Here is a 21316-nt window from a genome sequence, read left to right as displayed (position 1 = left end):
GTGCCGCATGCCGGTCGTGGCCTTTCCGGAAACCCCCGCAGATCGCGGCGGCACGGCGCGCGGCACAGCGTCACCGCCTTACGTCGAGCTATCCGCGATGACCAATTACAGCTTCCTCGAGGCCGCCTCGCATGCCGAGGAACTGGCTCTGGCCGCCGCCGCCCTTGGCATGAATGCGCTGGGCATCGCCGATGGCAATTCCCTCTCCGGCATCGTGCGCGCTTTGGTGGGCTGCGAGAAGGCCGGCATCCGCCTCCTGGTCGGCTGCCGCCTCCGTTTCCGCGACGCGCCCGACATCCTCGTCTATCCGCGCGACCGCGCCGCCTATGGCCGCCTCTCCGAATTGCTGACGCTGGGGCGCCGCCGCGCGCCCAAGGGCGCGTGTCACCTCGATTACGCAGATCTCGCGGCGGCGCGGGAGGGCATGGTCGCGATCCTGGTGCCGCCGGCGAATCTGGCGGACAGCAACCACGATTTCGCCGGTTTCCTGCGCCGCTTCCGCGCGGATTTCGGCGCGGACGGCTATCTCGCCCTCGCCCATCTCTATCGCGGCGACGATCTCCGGCGCCTCATCCTGCTGCAGGGGCTGGCCGATGCGGCCGGGCTGGCGAGCGTCGCCATCAACGAGGTGCGCTATCACGTGCCGGCGCGCAAGGCGCTCCATGACGTGCTGACCTGTGTGCGCGAGGGCTGCACCATCGACAATGCCGGCTACCGGATCGAAAAGAATGCCGAGCGGCACCTGAAGGACGCAGCCGAGATGCGGCGCCTGTTCCGCGGCTTCGAGGCGGCGGTCGCACGCTCGGCCGAGATCGCCGGCAAGCTCGCCTTCTCCCTGCGCGAGCTCAGATACGAATATCCGGAAGAGGTGGTGACGCCCGGCGAGACGCCGCTCGAAAGCCTCAAGCGCTTCACCTGGGAAGGCGCCGCCTGGCGCTATCCGGACGGGGTCACGCCGGCGATCCGCGCCAAGATCGAGCATGAATTCGCCCTCATCGAGGAGATGGATTACGCGCGCTATTTCCTGACCGTGCGCGACATCGTGCGCGAGGCGCGGCGCCTCGGCATCCTGCACCAGGGGCGCGGCTCGGCCGCCAATTCGGTGGTCTGCTATTGCCTCGGCATCACCGCGATCGATCCGGTCAAGTCCGACCTGCTGTTCGAGCGCTTCATCAGCACGGCGCGCAACGAGCCGCCCGATATCGACGTCGATTTCGAGCATGAGCGGCGCGAGGAGATCATCCAGTACATCTATGGGAAATACGGCCGTCACCGCGCCGGCCTCGCCGCCACCATCATCTGCTACCGCTCCCGTGCGGCTTTGCGCGATGTCGGGCGCGTGATGGGCCTGTCCGAGGATGCGATCGGGCGCATCGCCAAGACCATCTGGGGCTGGTCGCAGGCGGCGGTGGGCGACGCGCAGATCCGCGAGGCCGGGCTTGATCCCGCCGACCGGCGCCTGCGCCTCACCCTCGATCTGGCCCGCGAGCTCACCGGCATGCCGCGGCATCTGTCGCAGCATGTCGGCGGCTTCGTCATCTCGAAAGGGCCGCTCTCCCGGGTGGTGCCGATCGAGAATGCGGCGATGGCCGACCGCACCGTCATCCAGTGGGACAAGGACGATCTCGAGGCGCTCGGCCTGATGAAGGTCGACATCCTGGCGCTCGGCATGCTGAGCTGCATCCGCCGCGCCTTCGACTTCCTCCGCCGGCATGAGGGGCGCGTCCTCACCCTCGCCAATGTGCCGGCCGAGGATCCGGCCACCTATGACATGCTGTGCGCCGCCGATTCCGTCGGCGTCTTCCAGGTGGAGAGCCGGGCGCAGATGTCGATGCTGCCGCGCCTCCGCCCCCGCTCGTTCTACGACCTCGTCATCGAGGTGGCGATCGTGCGCCCCGGCCCGATCCAGGGCGACATGGTGCATCCTTACTTGCGCCGCCGCGACGGCAAGGAGCCTTCCGAATCGCCGCAGGGCTTGCAGCACATCCTCAGGAAGACCCATGGCGTGCCGCTGTTCCAGGAACAGGTGATGAAGATCGCCATCGACGGGGCCGGCTTCAGCCCGACCCAGGCCGACGAGCTGCGGCGTTCGATGGCCGCCTTCAAGAAGGTCGGCACGATCCAGACCTTCCGCGACCGCTTCATGGCCGGCATGCTGCGGAACGGCTACGCGCCCGATTTCGCCGATCGCTGCTTCCGCCAGATCGAGGGCTTTGCCAATTACGGCTTCCCGGAAAGCCACGCCGCCAGCTTCGCCCTCCTGGTCTATGTCTCAGCCTGGCTGAAGTGCCACTACCCGGTGATCTTCGCCGCCGCCCTCCTCAACAGCCAGCCGATGGGCTTCTATGCCCCGGCGCAGATCGTCCACGACGCCGACGAGCATGGCGTCGTCATCCGTCCGGTCGATGTCAATGTCAGCGACTGGGACAACGATGTCGTGCGCCTGGATGCCGCGCCCAAACAGCGCCCCTTGCGCGACCGCCAGGACGAGCGCCGCGCACTGGCGGCGCGCGTGCGCCTCGACCGCCATCTCGCCCTGCAACTGGGCTTCCGCCAGATCACCGGCCTCAAGGAGGCGGAGATGCGCCAGCTGGCGGCGCGGCGCGGCACGGGCTATCGCAGCGTCGCCGATCTGTGGCAGCGCGCCCGGCTCTCGCCCGCGACCCTCGCGCGCCTCGCCGAGGCGGATGCCTTCCGCTCGCTCGGCCTCGACCGGCGTCAGGCGCTCTGGGCGGTGAAGGCCCTGGGGACGGCGCCGCTGCCGCTCCTCGGCCAGCTCGACCTGGCGCCCGCACCACCGGCACCGCTGCCCGAGATGCCGCTGTCGCAGCATGTGCTGGAGGATTACCGCAGCCTGCGCCTGTCGCTGAAAAAGCACCCGCTCGCCTTCCTGCGCGAGATCCTGCGGCGGCGCGGCGTCACCCCCTGCCACCAGCTCGGCCATCTCAGGAACGGGCAGAAGGTGTTCGTGGCCGGCCTCGTCCTGGTGCGGCAGCGGCCGGGTACGGCCAGCGGCGTCATCTTCATGACGCTGGAGGACGAATACGGCATCGCCAATCTGGTGGTCTGGCCGCGCCTCTTTTCCGAGGCCCGCGCCATCGTCATGGGGGCGCATCTGGTCGGCTGCCAGGGCCGCGTGCAGATCGAGGGCAAGGCGCCGCACCAGGTGGTACATGTGGTGGCCGAGCGCCTCGTCGACATGACCGGTCTGCTGGACCGGCTGCGCGAGGATGGCGGCAGCGAGAGACTGGCCCACCAGCCGGCCCGGGCCGACGAGGTGACGCGGCCGCAAGGCGGCGACGCCAGGGAGCGCAAAGCCCCACCGGTTTCGCGGGGAAAGCCGGCGCTTGCCAGCCGCAGCCGGGACTTCCACTGACATCCCGTCTGGCCGTAACTTTCGCCGGCGAGCGGCGTATCCCCTTGGCAAGACCGGGATAGAGGCCCATATCAACCCGGCCAGAATGGAGACACCAGCATGTTCGGTTTCGCCCGCAAGAAGATCGAGTTGCCGACACCAGCGACCGCCCTGCCCGGCCGGAACGAGGCCATGCCGATCACCCAGCCGCATCTGGTCAGCGGGCACAGGCTGACCGGCCCCTATCCCGCCGGGATGGCCATCGCCGATTTCGGCCTCGGCTGCTTCTGGGGCGCCGAGCGCAAGTTCTGGCAGGCGCCTGGCGTCCATGTGACCGCCGTCGGCTATCAGGGCGGCATCACGCCCAACCCGACCTATGAGGAGGTCTGCTCGGGCCTTACCGGCCATACCGAGGCGGTGCGCGTGGTCTACGACCCGGCGGCTACCAGCTACGAGGCCCTCCTCAAGCTGTTCTGGGAAAGCCACGACCCGACCCAGGGCATGCGCCAGGGCAATGATGTCGGCACGCAATATCGCAGCGCCATCTACACGCATTCGGATGCGCAGATGCAGGCGGCAACGGCCAGCCGCGATGCCTATCAGGCGGCACTCGCCAGGGCCGGCCATCCCGGCAACATCACCACCGAGATCGCGCCAGCACCAGCCTTCTATTTCGCCGAAGGCTATCACCAGCAATATCTGGCGCGGAACCCGAACGGCTATTGCGGCCTCGGCGGCACGGGCGTCAGCTGCCCCGTGGCCCTCGCCACCGCGGAATAGCTAGCCCTTCAGCACCGCCAGGAAATTGCGGCAATAGGTTTCGGCCGTCACGTCGAAGACGCGGGCGCGCAGATGCGCCATGCGGTCGCGCCGCTCGTCGGCCGGCATGACCAGGGCGGTGTGGATCGCCTCGGCGATCTCGTCGGGATCGTAGGGGTTGACGATGAGCGCCTCGGTCAGATTCTCGGCCGCCCCGGCAAAGCGCGAGAGAATGAGGACGCCGGGGTCGCGTTCGTCCTGCGCCGCCACGAATTCCTTCGCCACCAGGTTCATGCCGTCGCGCAAGGGTGTCACCAGGCCGATCCGGGCCGCGCGATAGAATCCCGCCAGGGTGTTGCGGCTGACGGCGCGGGTCATGTAGCGCAGCGGCACCCAGTCGAACTCGGCGAAACGGCCGTTGATGTTCCCGGCCTTGCGATCGAGCTCGCGCCTGAGCGCCTGGTATTCGCTCACATCCTCGCGACTCCTGGCCGCGATCTGCAGATAACTCACCTTCTGGCGATGCTCGGGAAAGGCGTTGAGCAGGCGGCCGAAGGCGTCGAAACGCGCCGGCAATCCCTTGGTATAGTCGAGCCGGTCGACGCCGATCACCAGCGACCGACCGACCAGGCTTTCCTTGAGACGGCGGGTCTCGGCCGAGCGCTCGCCCTTGGCGGCCAGCGCCGCGAAACCGCGCGCATCGATGCCGATCGGGTTGGCGATCGCGCGCATGGAGACAGCGCCGGCCACGACGGTGCCGTCGCCGCGCACGGTAAGCCCCAGCAGCTGCTCGATGCAGTCGACGAAATCGCGGCGATGCTGCTCAGTCTGGAATCCGACCACGTCATAGGCGCAGAAGGCCCAGAGCAGCGTGTTCCCCTGCGGCAGGGCGGTGAACAGGCTGGCCGGCACGAAGGGGATATGGAGAAAGAAGCCGAGGCGGTTCTTGACGCCCAGCCGGCGCAGTTCCTGGCCCAGCGGAATCAGGTGATAGTCGTGGATCCAGACCAGGTCGTCGGGCTGCAGTTCCCGCGCCAGCGCTGCCGCATAGAGGCGATTGACCTCGATATAGCCCTCCAGATCCTCGCGCCGGAAATCGATCAGGCCAAGCCGGAAATGCAGCAGCGGCCAGAGCGTCGAATTGGCATAGCCGACATAGAAGCGGTCGTAATCCGCCTGGCTGAGGTCGATCGTCGCATAGGTGATGTTGCCGGCTTCCACCCGCTTCACCGTGCCGTCGGCCTGCGCCGATATCTCGCCGCTCCAGCCGAACCAGAGGCCGCCATCCTTCAGTGCGTCGGCGAGGCCGACGGCAAGGCCGCCGGCCCGGGGGCCACGCTCGGTCGGGCTGGGAACGCGATTGGAAACGATTACGATGCGCGCCATAGACCTTCCTCCCATGAGCGGCTCAGCCGCATGGCAGACAAGACCATGCCAACCATTGAAAACGTCTGCGGAAAATTTCCCCAGAGCGCACCATCGCGCGCGTCGACATCCTCGGAGAGGAGACCAAGATGGTTGCGCCTCTCCAGGATGCGCCGGAACATCCCCTCTGCCTCTTCCTTCCGGCCCACCGCCACCAAGGCGTCGATATACCAGAGGCTGCAGACGAGGAAGGCCGTTTCCGGCCGGCCGAAATCGTCCGGCTCGTCATAGCGGATGATGAAGCCGTTATGCATCAGCCGTTCCTCGACCACGCCGAGCGTGCGCAGGAAGCGCGGGTCGTCGTATTTGATGAGGCCGAGTTCCGGCAGCAACAGGACGGCGGCGTCGGCAATCTCGCTCTCGAAGGCGCCGGCGATCCAGCCATCGGTGGCAGCGGTCGCACGGGCGAGGATCGTGGTGCGCAGATCCTCGGCTTCGCCCAGCCACATCTCGCGGTCCGCCGCTTCGCCCACGCGTCCGGCGATGAGGCCGAGGCGATGCAGGGCCGCCCAGCACATGGCGGCGGAATGGGTATGAATGGCCGTGCGTTCGCGATATTCCCAGAGCCCCGCATCGGGCTGCAGCGCCGCCTGCAGCGCCATCTCGCCGATCGGCCTCAGCTGGCGATAGAGGTCGATATCGCCGGGATTGGGCAGGCGCGCGTCATAGAACATCTGTGCAGCCGTCAGAATGACCGAACCGAAGCCGTCATGCTGGCGCTGGACCGCCGCCGCATTGCCCATGCGCACCGGTCCCATGCCCTTGAAACCGGCGAGCGCCGGCGCCTCGCGCTCGGTCAGATTGCCGCCCGGGCCGATCGGATAGAGCGGCATGTCCGGGGTGAGGCCGAGCGCCAGCACGGCATTGAGGATAAAGCGGACATAGTTCTCCATGGTGCGCGGCGCACCCAGGCGGTTGAGCGCCGTCACGGTGAAATAGGAATCGCGCAGCCAGCAGAAGCGATAATCCCAGTTGCGCCCCGAATGCGGCGCCTCGGGAATCGAGGTGGTGAGCGCGGCGACGATGGCGCCGGTATCCTCATAGGTGCAGAGCTTCAACGTGATGGCGGCGCGGATCGCCACGTCCTGCCAGTCGAACGGAACGGCAAGGCCGCGCACCCAGTCGCGCCAATAGGTTTCGGTCTCGGTCAGGAACTCGGCCACCAGGGCGTTGGGGGATTCGGGAAAGGATTCGTCCTGGCCGATGATGAGATTGATCGGCCGATCGAGCAGAAACTCGCCCTCGTCGGCAAGATAGCTGACCGGCATGTCGGTGGTGACGCGGATCGCCGCCTCGCCATGGCGATAGCTGATGTGATGGCTGCCGACCGACCGCTCGGGCTTCGCCGCGCCGTAACCGAAGGTCGGGCGCAGGCGAATCTTGACGCAGCAGCGGCCGCTCAGCGGCTCGATGCGGCGGATGATCATGGCCGGGCAGAAGACCCGGCCGAAGCGGGTGAAGCGCGGCGCGAAATCGATGACGCGGCAGCGCGCGCCGTTGACGGTCGCGATCTCGGTCTCGAGGATCGCGGTGTTGCGGCGATAGGATTGGGCGACAACCTCGCCATCGGCAACGGCCAGATCGAAAAATCCGGCATCCGGCGCATCGCTGTTCACCAGGGCGTTGAACAGCGGGTCGCCGTCGAAGCGCGGATAGCAGAACCATTGATGGCGGCCGTGCCGGTCGATCAGGCTGGCGATGGTGCCGTTGCCGATGACACCGAGATCAAGTTGCGCCATGCCTAGCCTCTCCCTGCAAGTTCACATAGCCAGGCCCGGACCCGGGCCGGCGCGCCGCCGAAATGATCGGGCACGCGCAGGCCGATTCCGCCAAGCGCCTGCGCGGCCGCGATCGCGTCCTCGTCGGTCACGTCGTCGCCGATGAAAAGGGGTCGGCGCGCGGCAAAGGGCATGCGCCGCATCAGCCGCTGCAGGCCGGCACCCTTGTTGGCATCGCGGTGACGGATCTCGCGCGCCATGGCTGCCGGCAGCACCTCGAAAGAACTATCGCCCGCCACCATGGCGGCGAGCGCCGTCGATACCATTTCCTCCAGCGCCGGATTGGCACGGTAGTGCACGGCGATGCCGTTGGGCTTTTCCTCGACCAGGGCACCCGGCCATTGCTGCGCCAGTTGGCGCAACTGCCGGCGCCAGGAAGCGGGCACCGCCATGTCACCACCTGCCTCGGCGGCGTCATGCGCGCCCGCGCGGATCACGGCGCCATGCTCGGCCGCGGCGGCGAGGCGCAACGGCGCCAGCAGGCGGTCAATCACCCCCAGCGAGCGGCCGGAAACGATGGCCAGCGCTCCCGACATCGTTTGCTCCAGAACCGCCAAGGTCTCGATCAGATCCGGCGGAACGACGACCGAATCCGGCGTCGGCGCCAGGTCGATCAGGGTTCCATCGAGGTCCAGAAAGAGCGCCCATTCGCCGAGCGTGGCATGATCGGGCAGCGGCGGGTCAGATATGTCCCGCTGAAATGTCATGGGAAGCATTATTGACGCCATGGAAATGAGGGTCAACCCACGAAATCGGCACCGGATGTCGCACGCCATGGCGACCGTAAGCCGGACACACTGCACGCGTGTTTCCGGCCAGGCGGAAACGCAACACCCGCGGCACCTGCCGGTTCCGCCGATATCGCGGCTTGGAACATCCGCCTTGCTCGGATAGGCTTGCAGCGCGGTGGCCTGCATGTCCGGCGTCCCGGCAGTGGGAGGCGGCCGCGACGGCTGGGAACCGGCGCAAGCCGGTCGCGACAGCAGGAACGAGCATGGCAATCAGCCGAGCATCAGCCGACCGGCCGGCAGGTTTCCCCGCGGCGGATGCCGAATGGGGATCGTTCTGCGACGACGTCCTGGCTTTTCACGGCATCTGGCAGGGAAAGCTGCTGGGCCGCGCCCTGCCCGCCCGCGCCGATTTCGATCCGGCCGAGATGAAGGCGCACCTCCCCGGTATCACGCTGATCGACGTGGTGCCGGATGCGCGCCGCTTCGTCTATCGCCTGGTGGGAACGCGTGAGGTGGCGATGCGCGACAACGACCCGACCGGCAAGGGTGTCGCCGAGGGGTTTTTCGGCACCACGGCGGAGCAGTCGCTGGCGGCCTATCAGGCCGTGGTCGACAAGCGCGCTCCCTGCTTCGAGCGCCGCCGCTTCGTGACGGCGGATGGGCGGGTCGGCAACGAGGAATCGGTCCTGCTGCCGCTCTCCAGCGATGGCGTGACGATCGACATGATCATCGCCTATTCCCACCATTTCCTCGCCCGGGACTGAGCGTCAGGCTGGGCCCTTGGGGCCTCGGAAACGGTTCCTCTGCTTCGGATCCGCTTCAGAAGCGATCCTTGGCGGCGCGGATGGCGCCCAGCACCTCGGCATCCGAACAGCCTGCGCTGCCGAAGCGGCGGCGCAGCGCCGGCTGGTCGGCCCTGAGGAAGGGATTGCAGGCCTTCTCGACGCCGAGTTGGCTGGGAATGGTGAAGCTGCCGACCGCGCGCAGCTGCGCCACGCGCGCGGCCTCGGCCTGCAAGGCGGCGTTGTCCGGTTCCGCCGTCAAGGCGAAGCGGGCATTGGACTGGGTGTATTCGTGGGCGCAATAGACCCGCGTGTCGTCGGGCAGCGCGCGCAGCTTGATGAGCGACGACCACATCTGCTGCGGCGTGCCCTCGAACAGCCGGCCGCAGCCGAGGGCGAAGAGCGTGTCGCCGCAGAACAGTGCCTTGTCCTCGGCGAACCAATAGGCGATATGGCCGCGCGTATGGCCCGGCACGAAGAAGACCCGGGCATGCCGGCCACCGAAATCTGCGCCGCTGGCTTCGTCCACCGCGATGTCGATGCCGGGAATGCGGTCGCGGTCATAGGCCGGGCCGACGACCTTGCAGCCGGTCGCGGCCTTCAGCGCCAGATTGCCGCCGACATGATCGCCATGGTGATGGGTGTTGAGGATATGGCTCAAGCGCCAGCCGCGTTGCGCGCAGGCGGAAAGGGTCGGCTCCGCCTCGGCCGGGTCGACCACCGCCGTCTCGCCGCTCGCCGCATCGTGCAGCAGGAAGCCGTAATTGTCCGACAGCATCGGGAAAACCACGATGTCGAGCGGTGCTGGCTTCGGCGCCATCGCTTTCCCCTTCTCAACCAATTCAGTGACCGGCGGATTGACTGGACCAAGTTAGCAGCGCATATGCCATAATCAAGCCGTCGCCGCGAGCCAGCAGGAGTCCAGCCATTCCCGTGTTCCAGGACGTCGTCGATCTCAGCGATTTCTACCAGACGCCGCTCGGCCATGTGACGCGGCAGCTGCTGCGCCAGCGCATCCGCGAGATGTGGCCTGACCTCAGCGGACAATCGCTGCTGGGCCTCGGCTTCGCCACCCCCTATCTGCGCCAGTTCATGCCGGAGGCCGAACGCGTCCTTGCCATCATGCCGGCAGGCCAGGGGGTTATCCACTGGCCCGGTTCGGCCCCCAACCTGACTGCGCTGGCGGACGAGACCGAATTGCCGCTGCAGGATTATTCGATCGACCGCATCCTGATGGTGCATGCCCTCGAAGGCTCGGACCATCCGGGCGACATGCTGCGCGAGGCGTGGCGGGTGCTGGCCGGCGGCGGGCGCCTGCTGCTGGTGGTGCCCAATCGCCGCAGCCTCTGGGCCCAGGTCGAACGGACGCCCTTCGGTTTCGGCCAGCCCTATTCCTCGGGCCAGGTCTCGCGCCTGCTGCGCAGCCATTCCTTCACCCCGATCCGCAGCATGAGCGGGCTCTATTTCCTGCCCTATCGCAACCGCTCCTGGCTGAAGGCGGCACCGGGCTGGGAACGCCTGGCGCGGCGCTGGCTGCCGGGCTTTGCCGGCGCCATCCTGGTCGAAGCAACCAAGCAGGTCTATGGCGCAAAGCCTGTGCGCGCGCGCAAGAAGCGGCCGGCGCCGCAGATGGTGCCGGTGCCCCAGGGGGCGACCCGCAACCTGCGCCAGGATTAGGCCGGCGCAACTGCACGCTTGCACAGCAATGCGGCCGCCGGCGCGCCAATGACATCCGGCGATTGACAGGCGCCACGGCCACGGCATTCTGGCGCGCCTCACATCCTCCTGCTGGAAAGACCCGCCCATCCATGGATGCCGATTTCCACCGCACCCGGCGCCTGCCGCCCTATGTCTTCGCCGTCGTCAACAAGCTGAAGGCCGAGGCGCGCGCCGCCGGGCGCGACATCATCGATTTCGGCATGGGCAATCCGGACCAGCCGCCGCCCCGCCATGTCAGCGACAAGCTGGTCGAGACGCTGAACGATCCGCGCGCCCATCGTTATTCCAATTCGCGCGGCATTCCCGGGCTGCGCAAGGCGCTGGCCGCCTATTACGCGCGGCGCTTCGATGTCGCGATCGATCCGGAGCGCGAAGCGATCGTCACCCTGGGCTCGAAGGAGGGGCTCGCCAACCTCGCCCAGGCCATCACCAGTCCCGGCGACGTGATCCTGGCGCCCAATCCCTCCTATCCGATCCATGCCTTCGGCTTCATCATTGCGGGTGCTGCGATCCGCTCGATCCCGTTCCAGCCGGGGCCGGAATTCCTCACCGCCATGGACCGCGCCGTGCGGCATTCGGTGCCGAAGCCGCTGGCCGTCATCGTCAACTATCCCAGCAACCCGACCGCCGAGGTGGCGAGCCTCGATTTCTACCGCGAGGTGGTCGAATTCTGCCGCCGGCACGGGATCTTCATCATCTCCGACATCGCCTATGCCGAGGTCTATTTCGACGGCAAACCGCCACCCTCGATCCTGGAAGTGCCGGGAGCGAAGGAGATCGCGGTCGAGTTCAGCTCGCTCTCCAAGACCTATTCCATGCCGGGCTGGCGGATCGGCTTCTGCGTCGGCAACGAGCGGCTGATCGGCGCCCTCACCAGGGTCAAATCCTATCTCGATTACGGCGCCTTCACCCCGATCCAGGTGGCGGCGACCGCCGCCTCGATGTTCGCCTGGGCCGAGATCCCGGCGCGCTATCGCGACATGGGCTCGCTGGATTTCTGCAAACTGCTGATCGAGAAGGCCGGCGTCGCCGCTGCCCCAGGTATCGGCTTCGGCGAATATGGCGACGATCATGTCCGCTTCGCCCTGGTCGAGAACGAGCAGCGCATCCGCCAGGCGACGCGGGCCATCAAGGCGGCGCTGCGCTAGCGTGACTGGCGTTCCGGCCTGCCCGCCAGTTCGATCAGCGCGGCGACGGCACGCCGCCGCCGGCGCGGCTTAAGGTAGACCAGCATGTTGCGGCTGGAACCCTTCAGCTCCTTGAGCGGAATGGCGACGCTGCGCGGGTCGTCGTTCTTCTCGCGGGTGAAGATGAAGCCGAGGCCGATCTTGCGCGAGACGGCTTCCACCATCGCCTCGCGGCTGCCGAGGACGAGGACCGGGCGCAGGGCCAGGCCCATTTTCTTCAGCTTCGCCTCCAGCGTGCGCTGGGTGTTGGAATCGTGTTCGCGGAAGATCACCGGCCGGTCGCCGATCTCGCGCAGCGAGACCTCGCGGCGCCTGGCGAACTCGTGCCCGCGCGGCACCAGCAACATCATGCCCTGGGTGGCGAGCGGCAGATAGCCGAGGCGCGGATCCTCGGGCGGGTTGGCCAGGGCCGCGATGTCGACCACCGATTGCAGCACCGCGTTCCAGGTCTGGGTGGCATTGCCCAGCACCAGTTCCAGCGTGACCGCGGGATATTTCGCGCGATAGGCGGCGACGAGGTCGAGGGCGATATGCGGCGCATCGGCGCCGAAGCGCAGATGGCCGCGCCGGAGCGCCTGCGAGGAGGCGAGGAAATCCTCGATCTCCGCCTCGGCACCGAACATCTGGCGGGTGAGTGCGAACAGCGCCTCGCCGTCGCCGGTGAGCGAAATGCGGCTGCCATGGCGCGCGATCAGATCGGTGCGGTAGGCGCGTTCGAGCGCCGCCACCTGCAGCGAGACGGCAGGCTGCGTCACCCCCAGGATCTCGGCCGCACGCGAGAAGCTGAGGCTGCGGGCGACGGCGTCGAAGGCGCGAAGCTGGCTGTAGCGCATGATGTCATTATAAGTTTCATTTTGAGATTATTACATTGTTTTAAATTTGATTTATGGCGTGCGACACCCGATCCTCGTCGCCAGCCCAGCCCGGAGATGCCGCCATGGACCATGCCGCCGAGACCATTCCGAACCTGCGCCCGGAAGCCCGCGTGATGCCGGATCTGCCGGTGCATCCTGTGCCGCTGGTCCGCGCGACATCCGAGACCGTCAAGGGCTTTGGCATTCTCATCGACCATCCCGATGCCCAGAAGGTCGAGATCGTGCGCTGGCCGGCGCAAGGCTGGCGCCAGGTCGAGCCCGGCACCGGCGATCAGGGCGGCACCACCGAGGGACCCTTCACCTTCCGCTGGAAGGGCAGCGTGCTCCGCGCGCGCAACGACGCGGTCGACGATCATTATGTGCTGGGCTGGTCGCGCCAGCCCTCCCTTGCCCGCGAGGACGAGGCCAATGCGCCGCGCGAAGAATGGCTGATGTGGCGCGCCAATTACCACCCCGATGGCGGGCAGCTGTTCTTTCCGCTGACCCCCGGCCCCTTCGTCACCACCCTCGCCTTGCCCGGCGACGACATCACGCCGGAGAGCTTTGTCGGCTTCTGGTTCGACGGCGGCCAGGGTCTCTACATCCATCCCGGTATCTGGCACGAAGCCCTCTGCCCGGTGGTCGACAGCCTCGATTGCTTCGGCCGCCAGGGCCGCGTGCATGCACGCATCGGCGCCGATTTTCCGAAGGAATTCGGCTGCTACCTGTCGACCCCGCTGACCCGCGACGCGGTCAGGGAGCGGCTCTGACGGCGGTGATGGGAAGCGCGCCGAGGGCAAGCGCGGCGACGCTGGCTTCGCGCCCCTTCGCCGTGTCGAAGCCGGTCATGTCCCCGGCCATGAAGAGGGAGTTGAGGATCGCCTCCTCGGTCGCCTCGATGGCCGCCTCGAAATAGGGCGAGGCCGCCTCGTTGGACAATTCGGCATAGTCGGCGAGGAAGCGGCGCCGCGCCGGCGTGCGGCGCTGGCTTTCGGCGGTCGAGAAGGCCAGCGCATAATCGCCCGAGCCGTTGCTGAGGGCGGCGCCGGTGCGCGCCAATCCGCCGAAGCAGCGCGCGGCGAGCCGGCGCAGGTTGCGGTCGGCGAGCGGCGCATCGGTCGCTGCCACGATCATGATCGAGCCGTCGACGTCACGGGTCGGATCGCCCTCCGGCAGGGTGTGGCCGTCGATGCGAAGCACACCGCCGAAATTCGACTGCACCAGGACGCCCAGATGGTGATCGCCGATGCGGCGCGAGGCGGTGCCGATGCCGCCCTTCACGCCGAAGGCCACCGTGCCGGTGCCGGCCCCCACGGCGCCTTCCGCGACCGGGCCGGTCGCGGCACAATCGATCGCCTGCAGGATCTCCTCGACCGATGGTCGGCCAGCGCGGATATCGTTGAGGCGGCTGTCATTGGTTTCCCCCACCACGGCATTCACCGAGGTGACACGCGCATTGCCGTCTTGCGCCAGAGTCCAGCGATTGACCGCCTCGATGGCGCGGCCCACGGCGAGGGTATTGGTGAGGATGATCGGCGTTTCGATCTCGCCCAGTTCCAGCACCTGGGTCGCACCGGCCAGCTTGCCATAGCCGTTCAGGATGGCGAGACCCGCCGGGATCTTTTCCTGATGGAGATTGCCGCCATGCGGCAGGATCGCGGTGGCGCCGGTGCGGATGCGCGCGCCCTCGATCAGCGTCACATGGCCGATGGCGACGCCCGGTACGTCGGTGATGGCATTGTGGGGCCCGGTCGGGAACCGGCCGATCGTGATGCCGAATTCCCGCACCCGCCCCCGCTGCATGCTGATGCCGCTCATGCCGGCCTTGCCGGAATGTTGAGCCCGCGCTGGACCGCCGGTCGTGCCAGGCCCCGCGCCAGCCAGTCCGGCACATGGCGGAGCCTGTCATAGCCAACGAGATCGCCGGCGCCATAGAAGCCGATCAGATTGCGCACCCAGCCGAGATGGGCGATGTCGGCGATGGTGAAATCGTCGCCCATGATCCATTGCCGCCCGTGCAGCCGTTGCTCCAGCACGCCAAGGAGCCGCTTCGATTCATTGGCATAGCGCTCGAGCGGCCTCTTATCCGGGATGTCGCGGCCGGCGAATTTGTGGAAGAAGCCGACCTGGCCGAAGATCGGCCCGACATTGGCCATCTGGAAATAGACCCATTGCACCGTCTGCCAGCGCAGCGCCGGATCGGCCGGAATGAGCTGGCCGGTCTTCTCGGCCAAGTATTGCAGGATGGCGCCGGATTCGAAGAGGCCCATCGGCTGCCCGCCGGGGCCGGCGGGATCGAGAATGGCCGGGATCTTGCCATTGGGGTTGAGCGAGAGGAAGTCGGGCCCCCAGGTCTCGTCCTGGCCGATGTCGACGAGATGCGCCTCGTAGGGCAAGCCGATCTCCTCCAGCATGATCGACACCTTGACGCCATTGGGCGTCGGGTAGGAATAGAGCTGCAGGCGGTCGGGGTGCCCGGCCGGCCAGCGCCGGGTGATCGGAAAGGCGGAAAGATCGGTCATGCAGGCTTTTCCTCGTCGCGCGGGACTGTCTAGAATGCTCGCGCATGAACCTTAGCCGAACAATCCTTCCCCGCCACTCACTTTGCCGCATGTCGGCCATCGACGCCGTTGATGACATGGCGATGGCTCCCCTGTGACACGGCCGCTCTGGATCGTTTCCGGTCTCACGTCGCTCGCCTGCGGCATCGCCGGCATCGTCCTGCCACTGGTGCCCACCACACCCTTCGTCCTGCTGGCGGCCTTCTGTTTCGCCCGTTCCTCGCCCCGGCTTGAGGCCTGGCTGCTCAATCACCGCAGCTTCGGCCCGATGATCGAAAACTGGCGCCGCCATGGCGGCATCGACCGGCGCGCCAAGCGGATCGCCATCCTGATGATGGCCGCCGCCTTCGCTCTCAGCATCGCCATGCAATTCCCGCTCTGGGTGCTGGCCCTGCAGGGCGCCGTGCTGGTGGCGATGGGCGCCTTCATCCTGACGCGGCCGGATGGGCCGCCGCGGGCACGCTGACCGGTTCGCCAGCATCCTTGCCCGGCCCAGGCAATCTTTTTGCGGGTTCTCGCCGGCCACCGTGTATAATGAGGTCGATGAACATGCCGCGAATGCCGATCGGCAGGGCCCGCCAGGTAAACAGAGCACTCCTGACCGCGACGCTTGGCCTCGGCGTCGTCGCCCTGTTGAGCATCCTCCAGCTGGCGGCAACGCCACACGCCACCGCCGGCCATCTCGCCGCGATCGTCTTTGCGATTTCGCTGCTGATCTGCTCGCTGTTCTCCTTTCTCTACAACATGTACGAGACATCGCGCTTCCGTCCGTTCCTGCGCTATTGCGATCACGGCGCCATCTTTCTGCTGATTGCCGGCACCTACACACCCTTTGTCATCCAGGGCGTCCTCGGCCCCTTCGGCATCGATCTGCTGGTCTGGGTCTGGGCTCTGGCACTGGTGGGCATTGCACTCAAGGTGGTGCTGCGCTGTCGATATGACCGCGCCTTCGTCGGCCTCTACCTGCTGCTGGGCTGGCTGTTCCTCTTCTCGATCGAGCCCTTTGTCGATCTCAATCCGCTGGTCGCGCTGGTGTTCCTTGCCGTCGGCGGCCTTGCCTATACCGTCGGCGCCGTCATCTACGGGCGGCATATCGGCAACTGGACCGACCCGGTGTGGCATGGCTGTGTGCTGGCGGGATCGGGCAGCCATTATGTCGCCGTGCTGTCGCTGATGGGGTAGCAGGCGACGGCCGGAGGGCCACGCCAGGATCGGCACACGGCACGACGCTGACCGGAGTCGCGAGGGCAGCACGGCCCGCCATGAGCCGGGAGCGACAGTTGCTGGCGGCGCAGAGAAATGGTGGGCCCGGAGGGACTCGAACCCCCGACAACACCGTTATGAGCGGCGCGTTCTAACCGCTGAACTACGGGCCCCCGGGGTGGCTTTCGGCTCCCCCATATTGTCATCCCCCGCGCAGGCGGGGGATCCGCGAGTTTCTATCCGGAGATCATGCTGTTGCCAACAAACTCGTGGATGGTCCGCCTTCGCGGACCATGACAAGGGAGGGTGGCAGACTGACCTCTTACGTATCGAGGAAGCTGCGGAGCTTCCGCGAGCGGCTGGGATGCTTCAGCTTGCGGAGCGCCTTCGCCTCGATCTGGCGGATGCGTTCGCGGGTGACCGAGAATTGCTGGCCGACTTCCTCGAGTGTGTGGTCGGTGTTCATGCCGATGCCGAAGCGCATCCTGAGTACGCGTTCCTCGCGCGCGGTGAGCGTCGCCAGCACGCGGGTCGTGGTCTCGCGCAGATTGGCCTGGATGGCGGCATCCAGCGGCAGGATGGCGTTCTTGTCCTCGATGAAATCGCCAAGATGGCTGTCCTCCTCGTCGCCGATCGGCGTTTCGAGGGAGATCGGCTCCTTGGCGATCTTGAGGACCTTGCGCACCTTCTCCAGCGGCATCATCAGCTTTTCCGCCAGTTCCTCCGGCGTCGGCTCGCGGCCGATCTCGTGCAGCATCTGGCGGCTGGTGCGGACCAGCTTGTTGATCGTCTCGATCATGTGCACCGGAATGCGGATGGTGCGCGCCTGGTCGGCGATCGAGCGGGTGATCGCCTGCCTGATCCACCAGGTGGCATAGGTCGAGAACTTGTAGCCCCGGCGGTACTCGAACTTGTCGACCGCCTTCATCAGGCCGATATTGCCTTCCTGGATGAGATCGAGGAACTGCAGGCCGCGATTGGTGTATTTCTTGGCGATCGAGATGACGAGGCGGAGATTGGCCTCGACCATTTCCTTCTTCGCCCGCGATGCCTCGCGCTCGCCCTTCTGCACCGTGTTGACGATGCGGCGGAAGTCGCCGACCGGCAGGTTGACCGCCCCGGCTATGGCGGCGATCTCGGCGCGGATCTTCCTCGCCTCGTCCTTGTGGTCGGTGGCGAACTTCTTCCAGCCCTTGCCGGCGAGCTTGCCGACGCGCGTCATCCATTTCGGGTCGAGTTCGGCGCCGTAGTACTTCTGCAGGAACTCCTCGCGCTTGACGCCGGCCTTCATGGTGAGGCGCAGCAGCTGGCCCTCGAGGGTCATCAGGCGGCGGTTGAGGCCGTAGAGCTGGTCGACCAGCGCCTCGATCTTGTTGTTGTTGAGGCGCACCGAATACATCAGCTCGACCATCTCGGCCTTGAGCTTCTCGTAGGATTTTTCCGAGCGCGGATTGAGATCCTCGCCGCCGAGGATGGATTCCAGGCGCTTCGACTGCGCCTTGTCGATCTTCTTGTGAAGGGCGGCGATCTTGTCGAAGGTCTCCAGCACCTGTGGCAGCAGCTGGGCTTCCATCGAGGCCAGCGAAACGGCGGCTTCCTCGCCCTCATCGCCATCCTGGCTTGCAGCCTCGCCTTCCTTCTTCTCGCCCTCGGCCTCCTCGCCTTCCTCGGCCTCGTCGCCCTCGAGGTCCTCCTCGTTGGCGCGGGCCATCTCCTCTTCCGTGCCGGGCACGCTCGGCATGCTGGCGTCGAGGTCGATGATGTCGCGCAGCAGGATCTCGCCCGCCTTCAGCTTGTCGCGCCATTCGACGATGTTGCGCTGGGTCATCGGGCTTTCACCGATGCCGCCGATCATCATGTCGCGACCGGCCTCGATGCGCTTGGCGATGGCGATTTCGCCCTCGCGCGAGAGCAGCTCGACCGAACCCATCTCGCGGAGATACATGCGCACCGGATCGTCGGTGCGGCCGACCTCGCTGTCGTTGAGGTTGCCGGCGGCCTTGCCCTCTTCCTCTTCGCTCTCGGCCTCGGCCTGGGGCTCGTCCTCGGCTTCCTCGCTGTCGTCGTTCTCGACCACGTTTATGCCCATGTCGTTGAGCATCGCCATGATGTCCTCGATCTGCTCGGAGGACATCTGCTCCTGCGGCAGCACGGCATTGAGTTCGTCGACCGTGACGTAGCCCCGCTCCTTGGCCTTGGCCAGCATCTTGCGGACGGCCGCATTCATCGCGTCCATCAGCGGACCCTCGGCGGTCTCGTCCTTGGACTTGGCGGCATCGGCCTGGGGCTTCGCGGTCGGTTTGGTTGCCATCTACTTCACCTGAGCTCTTTGAGCGTCATCTGGTCGGGGCCGACCGGTCGCCGGCCCGTTCAATTCCTGAAAGCCCGTTCAACTTCTGAAAGGCCGTTCAATTCTCCGCAAGACCGTCACGTTTTCAGCAGGGGGTCGAAATCGGCGAGGTCGAGGTCCCGGCGCCGGCTCTCTGCCTCCAGCTTCTGCTGCTGGGCGGCCTGAAAGCGATCCAGGTTGTCCTGAGACATATCTTCCTCCAGGGCCCGGGCCGCCGCTGCCAGCTCGACCTCGATCTCGGTCTCGCGCAGGATGGCCATAACGTGCAAAAGCCCCGCCTCGGCCTGGGCTAGCCCGGCCGAAGGAAGGGCGAATCTGATCGTTCCGGTGTGCCGGACCAAGGTCTCGATCGCGCCAGAGAAACCTAAGTCCATCAAATGGTTCTTGAACTCGTTGGCGTCAAGGTCCGGATGCCGGGTGGCGAGGTCTAACAAGGCCCCCTTCAGCTTGTCAAGTTGACGGTCGGGAATAGCGATCAGGGCCACACTCTCATGGTGGCGGTGCAGCAGATCGGGATGGTTAATGACGACCGCCAGGAGTACCTCATAGGGCAGCCGCCTGACGCCGGCGGTGCCGCGCCTGGCCGCCTCGCCGCCGGGATTGGGGTATTGGAACGGGGTTCCCACCGTGCGCCCGTCGCCGAACCGGCCAAGCCGGGGCGGCCGGGGTCCACTGCGGAGGGCGGGGCCGCCACCGCCGAAGGCCTGGTCGAGGCGCGCGAGGATTTCCCGGCGGTAATCCTCCTGCACCCCCTTGTCGGCGATGCGGCTGATGGCGGCCAGCAGGTCGCGGCGGAAGCCGCTGCGCCGTTCCGGGGTATCGAGCACCCGTCCGGCCAGCACCTCGGCCCAGAACACGTCCACCAGGGCCTGTGCCTTTTCCAGCACCTGGCGCATGGCGCCGGACCCGTCGCCGAGGCCGGAGGCGCCGCGGATCAAATCGTCCGGATCCTGCCCCTGGGGCAGCCAGGCAAAGCGCAGGGAAAGACCGGGCTTGAGGATGGGGAGCACGCGCTCGACGCTGCGCGCCGCCGCCTTCCGTCCGGCGGCATCACCGTCGAAACAGAGGATCGGCTCGGCGGCAAAGCGCCAGAGCAGCTGGATATGGTCCTCGGTCAGTGCCGTGCCGAGGGGGGCCACGGCATGGGGAAAGCCGCCCTCGGCAAGTGCAATCACATCCATATAGCCCTCGACCACGATGATCTCGTTGCGGTCGCGGGCCGGCTTTTGCGCCTGGTTGAGATTGTAGAGGGTGCGGCCCTTGTGGAAGAGCGGGGTCTCCGGCGAGTTGAGGTATTTCGGCTTCTCGTCACCGAGCGCGCGGCCACCGAAGGCGATGACGCGACCCTTGGCATCCATGATCGGGAACATGACGCGGCCGCGGAAACGGTCATAGATCCGCCCCGTCTCGTCGTTCCTCACCAGCAATCCCGCCTCCAGCGCAAGCGCTTCGGGGATGTTCTCCCTGGCGAGCCTGGCCTTCAGCGCCTCGAAGCCATCGGGGGCGAAGCCGAGGCGAAAGCGCCGGATCGTCTCCGGGTCGAGGCCGCGGCCCTTGAGGTATTCCAGCCCGGCACGGCCGGCGGAACCGCCCAATTGGGATTCGAAGAATTTGGCCGCCAGTTCCATGACGCCGGCCAGCGTGTCCTGCCGTTCGGCACGCGCGCGGGCCTCCGGATTGTCGCGCGGGATCTCGAGCCCGGCCTCGCCCGCCAGCTTCTCGACCGCGTCGCGGAACTGCAGGCCTTCCGTTTCCATGACGAAGGTGATGACGTCGCCATGGGCACCGCAGCCGAAGCAATGGTAATGCGGCTCGTCCGGCCCCTCATAGACGTGGAAGGAGGGGCTTTTTTCGTTGTGGAAGGGGCAAAGCCCGGTCGCCTGAAGGCCGCGGCGGTTGAGACGCACGCGACGACCGATGACGTCGGTGATCGAGACGCGGCGGCGCAGCTCCTCCAGGAATTGCGGCAACAGCGCCATTGGCCTTCAGCCCTCAGCCGAGTTTCGCCTTCACCATGGGGCCGATCTTGGCGAAATCGAGTTGGCCGGCAAAGCGTTCCTTGAGGACGCCCATCACCTTGCCCATGTCCTTGATCGAGGCAGCGCCGGTTTCGGCCACGACGGCGGCGATGGCCGCCGCCGTCTCGGCCTCGGAGAGCTGTTTGGGCAGGTAGTTCTGGATGACGTCGATCTCGGCCTGCTCCTTGGCGGCCAGTTCCGGACGGTTGCCCTTCTGGTACATCTCGATGCTTTCCTGGCGCTGGCGCACCATCTTCTGCAGCATGTCGATGATCTCGGCATCCGAAATGCCGTTCATGTTTCCGGGCCGGGCGGCGATGTCCTTGTCCTTGATGGCGGCCTGGATCAGGCGCAGGCCGGAAAGGGCCGGATCCTTCGCCTTCATGGCCGTTTTCACATCGTCATTGATCCGTTGCCGCAGCATGGCGCCACCCGTTCTGAACCCAAGGGATTGTGGAAAGGTCGGACCATAACGGATTCGCCCCCGTGAGTCCATGCGGCTGATTGCCATCAACCCATTGAAAAGAATTGAAAATCTTTTCGAGAGCCGGCTTGACGCCGAGGCTGTCACGGAATAGAAACTCCCAACTTGCG

18 protein-coding genes and 1 tRNA gene are annotated in these 21316 nt (G+C 66.6%); 8 read left to right on the top strand and 11 right to left on the bottom strand.

The genetic code is table 11. The annotated features are described in order from the left end of the window. Positions 1-7 precede the first annotated feature (7 nt). Together A8950_RS08350 and msrA are read left to right on the top strand one after the other, a co-directional pair. Positions 8-3376, top strand: a complete 3369-nt coding sequence (locus A8950_RS08350) for an error-prone DNA polymerase (protein ID WP_133613162.1) — start codon at positions 8-10, stop codon at positions 3374-3376. A 99-nt stretch (positions 3377-3475) separates the two neighbouring features. Continuing rightward, positions 3476-4135 (top strand): peptide-methionine (S)-S-oxide reductase MsrA, encoded by a 660-nt coding sequence (gene msrA / locus A8950_RS08345; protein WP_133613161.1) that lies wholly within the window; start codon positions 3476-3478, stop codon positions 4133-4135. On the opposite strand, the gene A8950_RS08340 is transcribed toward msrA, so the two are convergent. From A8950_RS08340 to otsB, 3 genes are read right to left on the bottom strand one after another with little or no spacing between them, the layout of a single operon-like run. Next, positions 4136-5500: an alpha,alpha-trehalose-phosphate synthase (UDP-forming) gene (locus A8950_RS08340; protein ID WP_133613160.1), complete on the bottom strand. Its 1365-nt coding sequence runs from the start codon at positions 5498-5500 to the stop codon at positions 4136-4138. Beyond that, positions 5485-7278, bottom strand: a complete 1794-nt coding sequence (locus A8950_RS08335; RefSeq protein WP_133613159.1) for a glycoside hydrolase family 15 protein — start codon at positions 7276-7278, stop codon at positions 5485-5487. Before A8950_RS08335 ends, A8950_RS08340 begins: the two co-directional genes overlap by 16 nt. A 2-nt stretch (positions 7279-7280) precedes the next feature. Continuing rightward, positions 7281-8024 carry a trehalose-phosphatase gene (otsB, locus tag A8950_RS08330; RefSeq protein ID WP_166645065.1) on the bottom strand — a complete coding sequence of 248 codons (744 nt, stop codon included), beginning with the start codon at positions 8022-8024 and terminating at the stop codon, positions 7281-7283. 287 nt (positions 8025-8311) lie between these two features. On the opposite strand from otsB, the gene A8950_RS08325 reads away from it, so the two are divergent. Then, on the top strand, positions 8312-8812 hold the full coding sequence (locus A8950_RS08325; protein ID WP_133613157.1) for a PAS domain-containing protein: 501 nt from the start codon (positions 8312-8314) through the stop codon (positions 8810-8812). 55 nt (positions 8813-8867) lie between these two features. Here the strand turns inward: A8950_RS08325 and gloB are convergent, their stop codons facing one another. Beyond that, complete coding sequence (gloB, locus tag A8950_RS08320) at positions 8868-9650, bottom strand: hydroxyacylglutathione hydrolase (protein WP_133613156.1); 783 nt, start codon at positions 9648-9650, stop codon at positions 8868-8870. 113 nt (positions 9651-9763) lie between these two features. Here gloB and A8950_RS08315 point away from each other — a divergent pair, with 113 nt between their 5' ends. Both A8950_RS08315 and A8950_RS08310 read left to right on the top strand, forming a co-directional pair. Beyond that, complete coding sequence (locus A8950_RS08315) at positions 9764-10507, top strand: class I SAM-dependent methyltransferase (RefSeq protein WP_133613155.1); 744 nt, start codon at positions 9764-9766, stop codon at positions 10505-10507. A gap of 131 nt (positions 10508-10638) precedes the next feature. Beyond that, on the top strand, positions 10639-11697 hold the full coding sequence (locus A8950_RS08310) for an aminotransferase class I/II-fold pyridoxal phosphate-dependent enzyme (RefSeq protein WP_133613154.1): 1059 nt from the start codon (positions 10639-10641) through the stop codon (positions 11695-11697). Here A8950_RS08310 and A8950_RS08305 read toward each other — a convergent pair. Further along, positions 11694-12569: a LysR substrate-binding domain-containing protein gene (locus A8950_RS08305; RefSeq protein ID WP_133613153.1), complete on the bottom strand. Its 876-nt coding sequence runs from the start codon at positions 12567-12569 to the stop codon at positions 11694-11696. The genes A8950_RS08310 and A8950_RS08305 overlap by 4 nt on opposite strands. A gap of 104 nt (positions 12570-12673) precedes the next feature. Between A8950_RS08305 and A8950_RS08300 the strand changes: the two genes are divergently transcribed. Beyond that, a complete protein-coding gene (locus A8950_RS08300) occupies positions 12674-13360 on the top strand; it encodes an ureidoglycolate lyase (protein WP_208109794.1) in 687 nt (228 codons plus the stop codon). On the opposite strand, the gene A8950_RS08295 is transcribed toward A8950_RS08300, so the two are convergent. Further along, the gene (locus A8950_RS08295; RefSeq protein WP_208109793.1) at positions 13344-14408 is read right to left on the bottom strand and encodes a P1 family peptidase; all 1065 of its coding nucleotides are present in this window, start codon (positions 14406-14408) and stop codon (positions 13344-13346) included. The genes A8950_RS08300 and A8950_RS08295 overlap by 17 nt on opposite strands. After that, positions 14405-15112 (bottom strand): glutathione S-transferase N-terminal domain-containing protein, encoded by a 708-nt coding sequence (locus A8950_RS08290; RefSeq protein ID WP_133613152.1) that lies wholly within the window; start codon positions 15110-15112, stop codon positions 14405-14407. The genes A8950_RS08295 and A8950_RS08290 overlap by 4 nt, the downstream gene beginning before the upstream one ends. Positions 15113-15245: 133 nt before the next feature. Between A8950_RS08290 and A8950_RS08285 the strand changes: the two genes are divergently transcribed. Together A8950_RS08285 and trhA are read left to right on the top strand one after the other, a co-directional pair. Further along, positions 15246-15617 (top strand): YbaN family protein, encoded by a 372-nt coding sequence (locus A8950_RS08285; RefSeq protein WP_133613151.1) that lies wholly within the window; start codon positions 15246-15248, stop codon positions 15615-15617. A 77-nt stretch (positions 15618-15694) separates the two neighbouring features. Then, the gene (gene trhA, locus A8950_RS08280; RefSeq protein WP_166645064.1) at positions 15695-16333 is read left to right on the top strand and encodes a PAQR family membrane homeostasis protein TrhA; all 639 of its coding nucleotides are present in this window, start codon (positions 15695-15697) and stop codon (positions 16331-16333) included. Between the two features lie 118 nt (positions 16334-16451). Here trhA and A8950_RS08275 read toward each other — a convergent pair. From A8950_RS08275 to A8950_RS08260, 4 genes are all read right to left on the bottom strand, one after another. Beyond that, positions 16452-16527, bottom strand: a tRNA-Met gene (locus tag A8950_RS08275). 149 nt (positions 16528-16676) lie between these two features. Then, complete coding sequence (rpoD, locus tag A8950_RS08270) at positions 16677-18665, bottom strand: RNA polymerase sigma factor RpoD (protein ID WP_133613149.1); 1989 nt, start codon at positions 18663-18665, stop codon at positions 16677-16679. A gap of 116 nt (positions 18666-18781) precedes the next feature. Continuing rightward, positions 18782-20683 (bottom strand): DNA primase, encoded by a 1902-nt coding sequence (dnaG, locus tag A8950_RS08265; RefSeq protein WP_133613148.1) that lies wholly within the window; start codon positions 20681-20683, stop codon positions 18782-18784. 13 nt (positions 20684-20696) lie between these two features. After that, positions 20697-21146 carry a GatB/YqeY domain-containing protein gene (locus A8950_RS08260; RefSeq protein WP_133613147.1) on the bottom strand — a complete coding sequence of 150 codons (450 nt, stop codon included), beginning with the start codon at positions 21144-21146 and terminating at the stop codon, positions 20697-20699. Between the last annotated feature and the right edge of the window lie 170 nt (positions 21147-21316).

Origin of the sequence: Dongia mobilis (assembly GCF_004363235.1) — a bacterium.
Lineage (GTDB): Bacteria > Pseudomonadota > Alphaproteobacteria > Dongiales > Dongiaceae > Dongia > Dongia mobilis.
The sequence above is the reverse complement of the archived record's forward strand: the minus strand, read 5'-3'. Positions and strand labels throughout refer to the sequence as shown.

Bases quoted from the DNA above. Each gene is read 5' to 3' on its own strand.
- A8950_RS08260 (WP_133613147.1), bottom strand. From the start codon at position 21,146: ATGCTGCGGCAACGGATCAATGACGATGTGAAAACGGCCATGAAGGCG.
- dnaG (WP_133613148.1), bottom strand. From the start codon at position 20,683: ATGGCGCTGTTGCCGCAATTCCTGGAGGAGCTGCGCCGCCGCGTCTCG.
- msrA (WP_133613161.1), top strand. From the start codon at position 3,476: ATGTTCGGTTTCGCCCGCAAGAAGATCGAGTTGCCGACACCAGCGACC.
- rpoD (WP_133613149.1), bottom strand. From the start codon at position 18,665: ATGGCAACCAAACCGACCGCGAAGCCCCAGGCCGATGCCGCCAAGTCC.
- A8950_RS08335 (WP_133613159.1), bottom strand. From the start codon at position 7,278: ATGGCGCAACTTGATCTCGGTGTCATCGGCAACGGCACCATCGCCAGC.
- A8950_RS08305 (WP_133613153.1), bottom strand. From the start codon at position 12,569: ATGCGCTACAGCCAGCTTCGCGCCTTCGACGCCGTCGCCCGCAGCCTC.
- otsB (WP_166645065.1), bottom strand. From the start codon at position 8,024: ATGACATTTCAGCGGGACATATCTGACCCGCCGCTGCCCGATCATGCC.
- A8950_RS08295 (WP_208109793.1), bottom strand. From the start codon at position 14,408: ATGAGCGGCATCAGCATGCAGCGGGGGCGGGTGCGGGAATTCGGCATC.
- A8950_RS08290 (WP_133613152.1), bottom strand. From the start codon at position 15,112: ATGACCGATCTTTCCGCCTTTCCGATCACCCGGCGCTGGCCGGCCGGG.
- gloB (WP_133613156.1), bottom strand. From the start codon at position 9,650: ATGGCGCCGAAGCCAGCACCGCTCGACATCGTGGTTTTCCCGATGCTG.
- A8950_RS08325 (WP_133613157.1), top strand. From the start codon at position 8,312: ATGGCAATCAGCCGAGCATCAGCCGACCGGCCGGCAGGTTTCCCCGCG.
- A8950_RS08350 (WP_133613162.1), top strand. From the start codon at position 8: ATGCCGGTCGTGGCCTTTCCGGAAACCCCCGCAGATCGCGGCGGCACG.
- trhA (WP_166645064.1), top strand. From the start codon at position 15,695: ATGAACATGCCGCGAATGCCGATCGGCAGGGCCCGCCAGGTAAACAGA.
- A8950_RS08310 (WP_133613154.1), top strand. From the start codon at position 10,639: ATGGATGCCGATTTCCACCGCACCCGGCGCCTGCCGCCCTATGTCTTC.
- A8950_RS08300 (WP_208109794.1), top strand. From the start codon at position 12,674: ATGGACCATGCCGCCGAGACCATTCCGAACCTGCGCCCGGAAGCCCGC.
- A8950_RS08340 (WP_133613160.1), bottom strand. From the start codon at position 5,500: ATGGCGCGCATCGTAATCGTTTCCAATCGCGTTCCCAGCCCGACCGAG.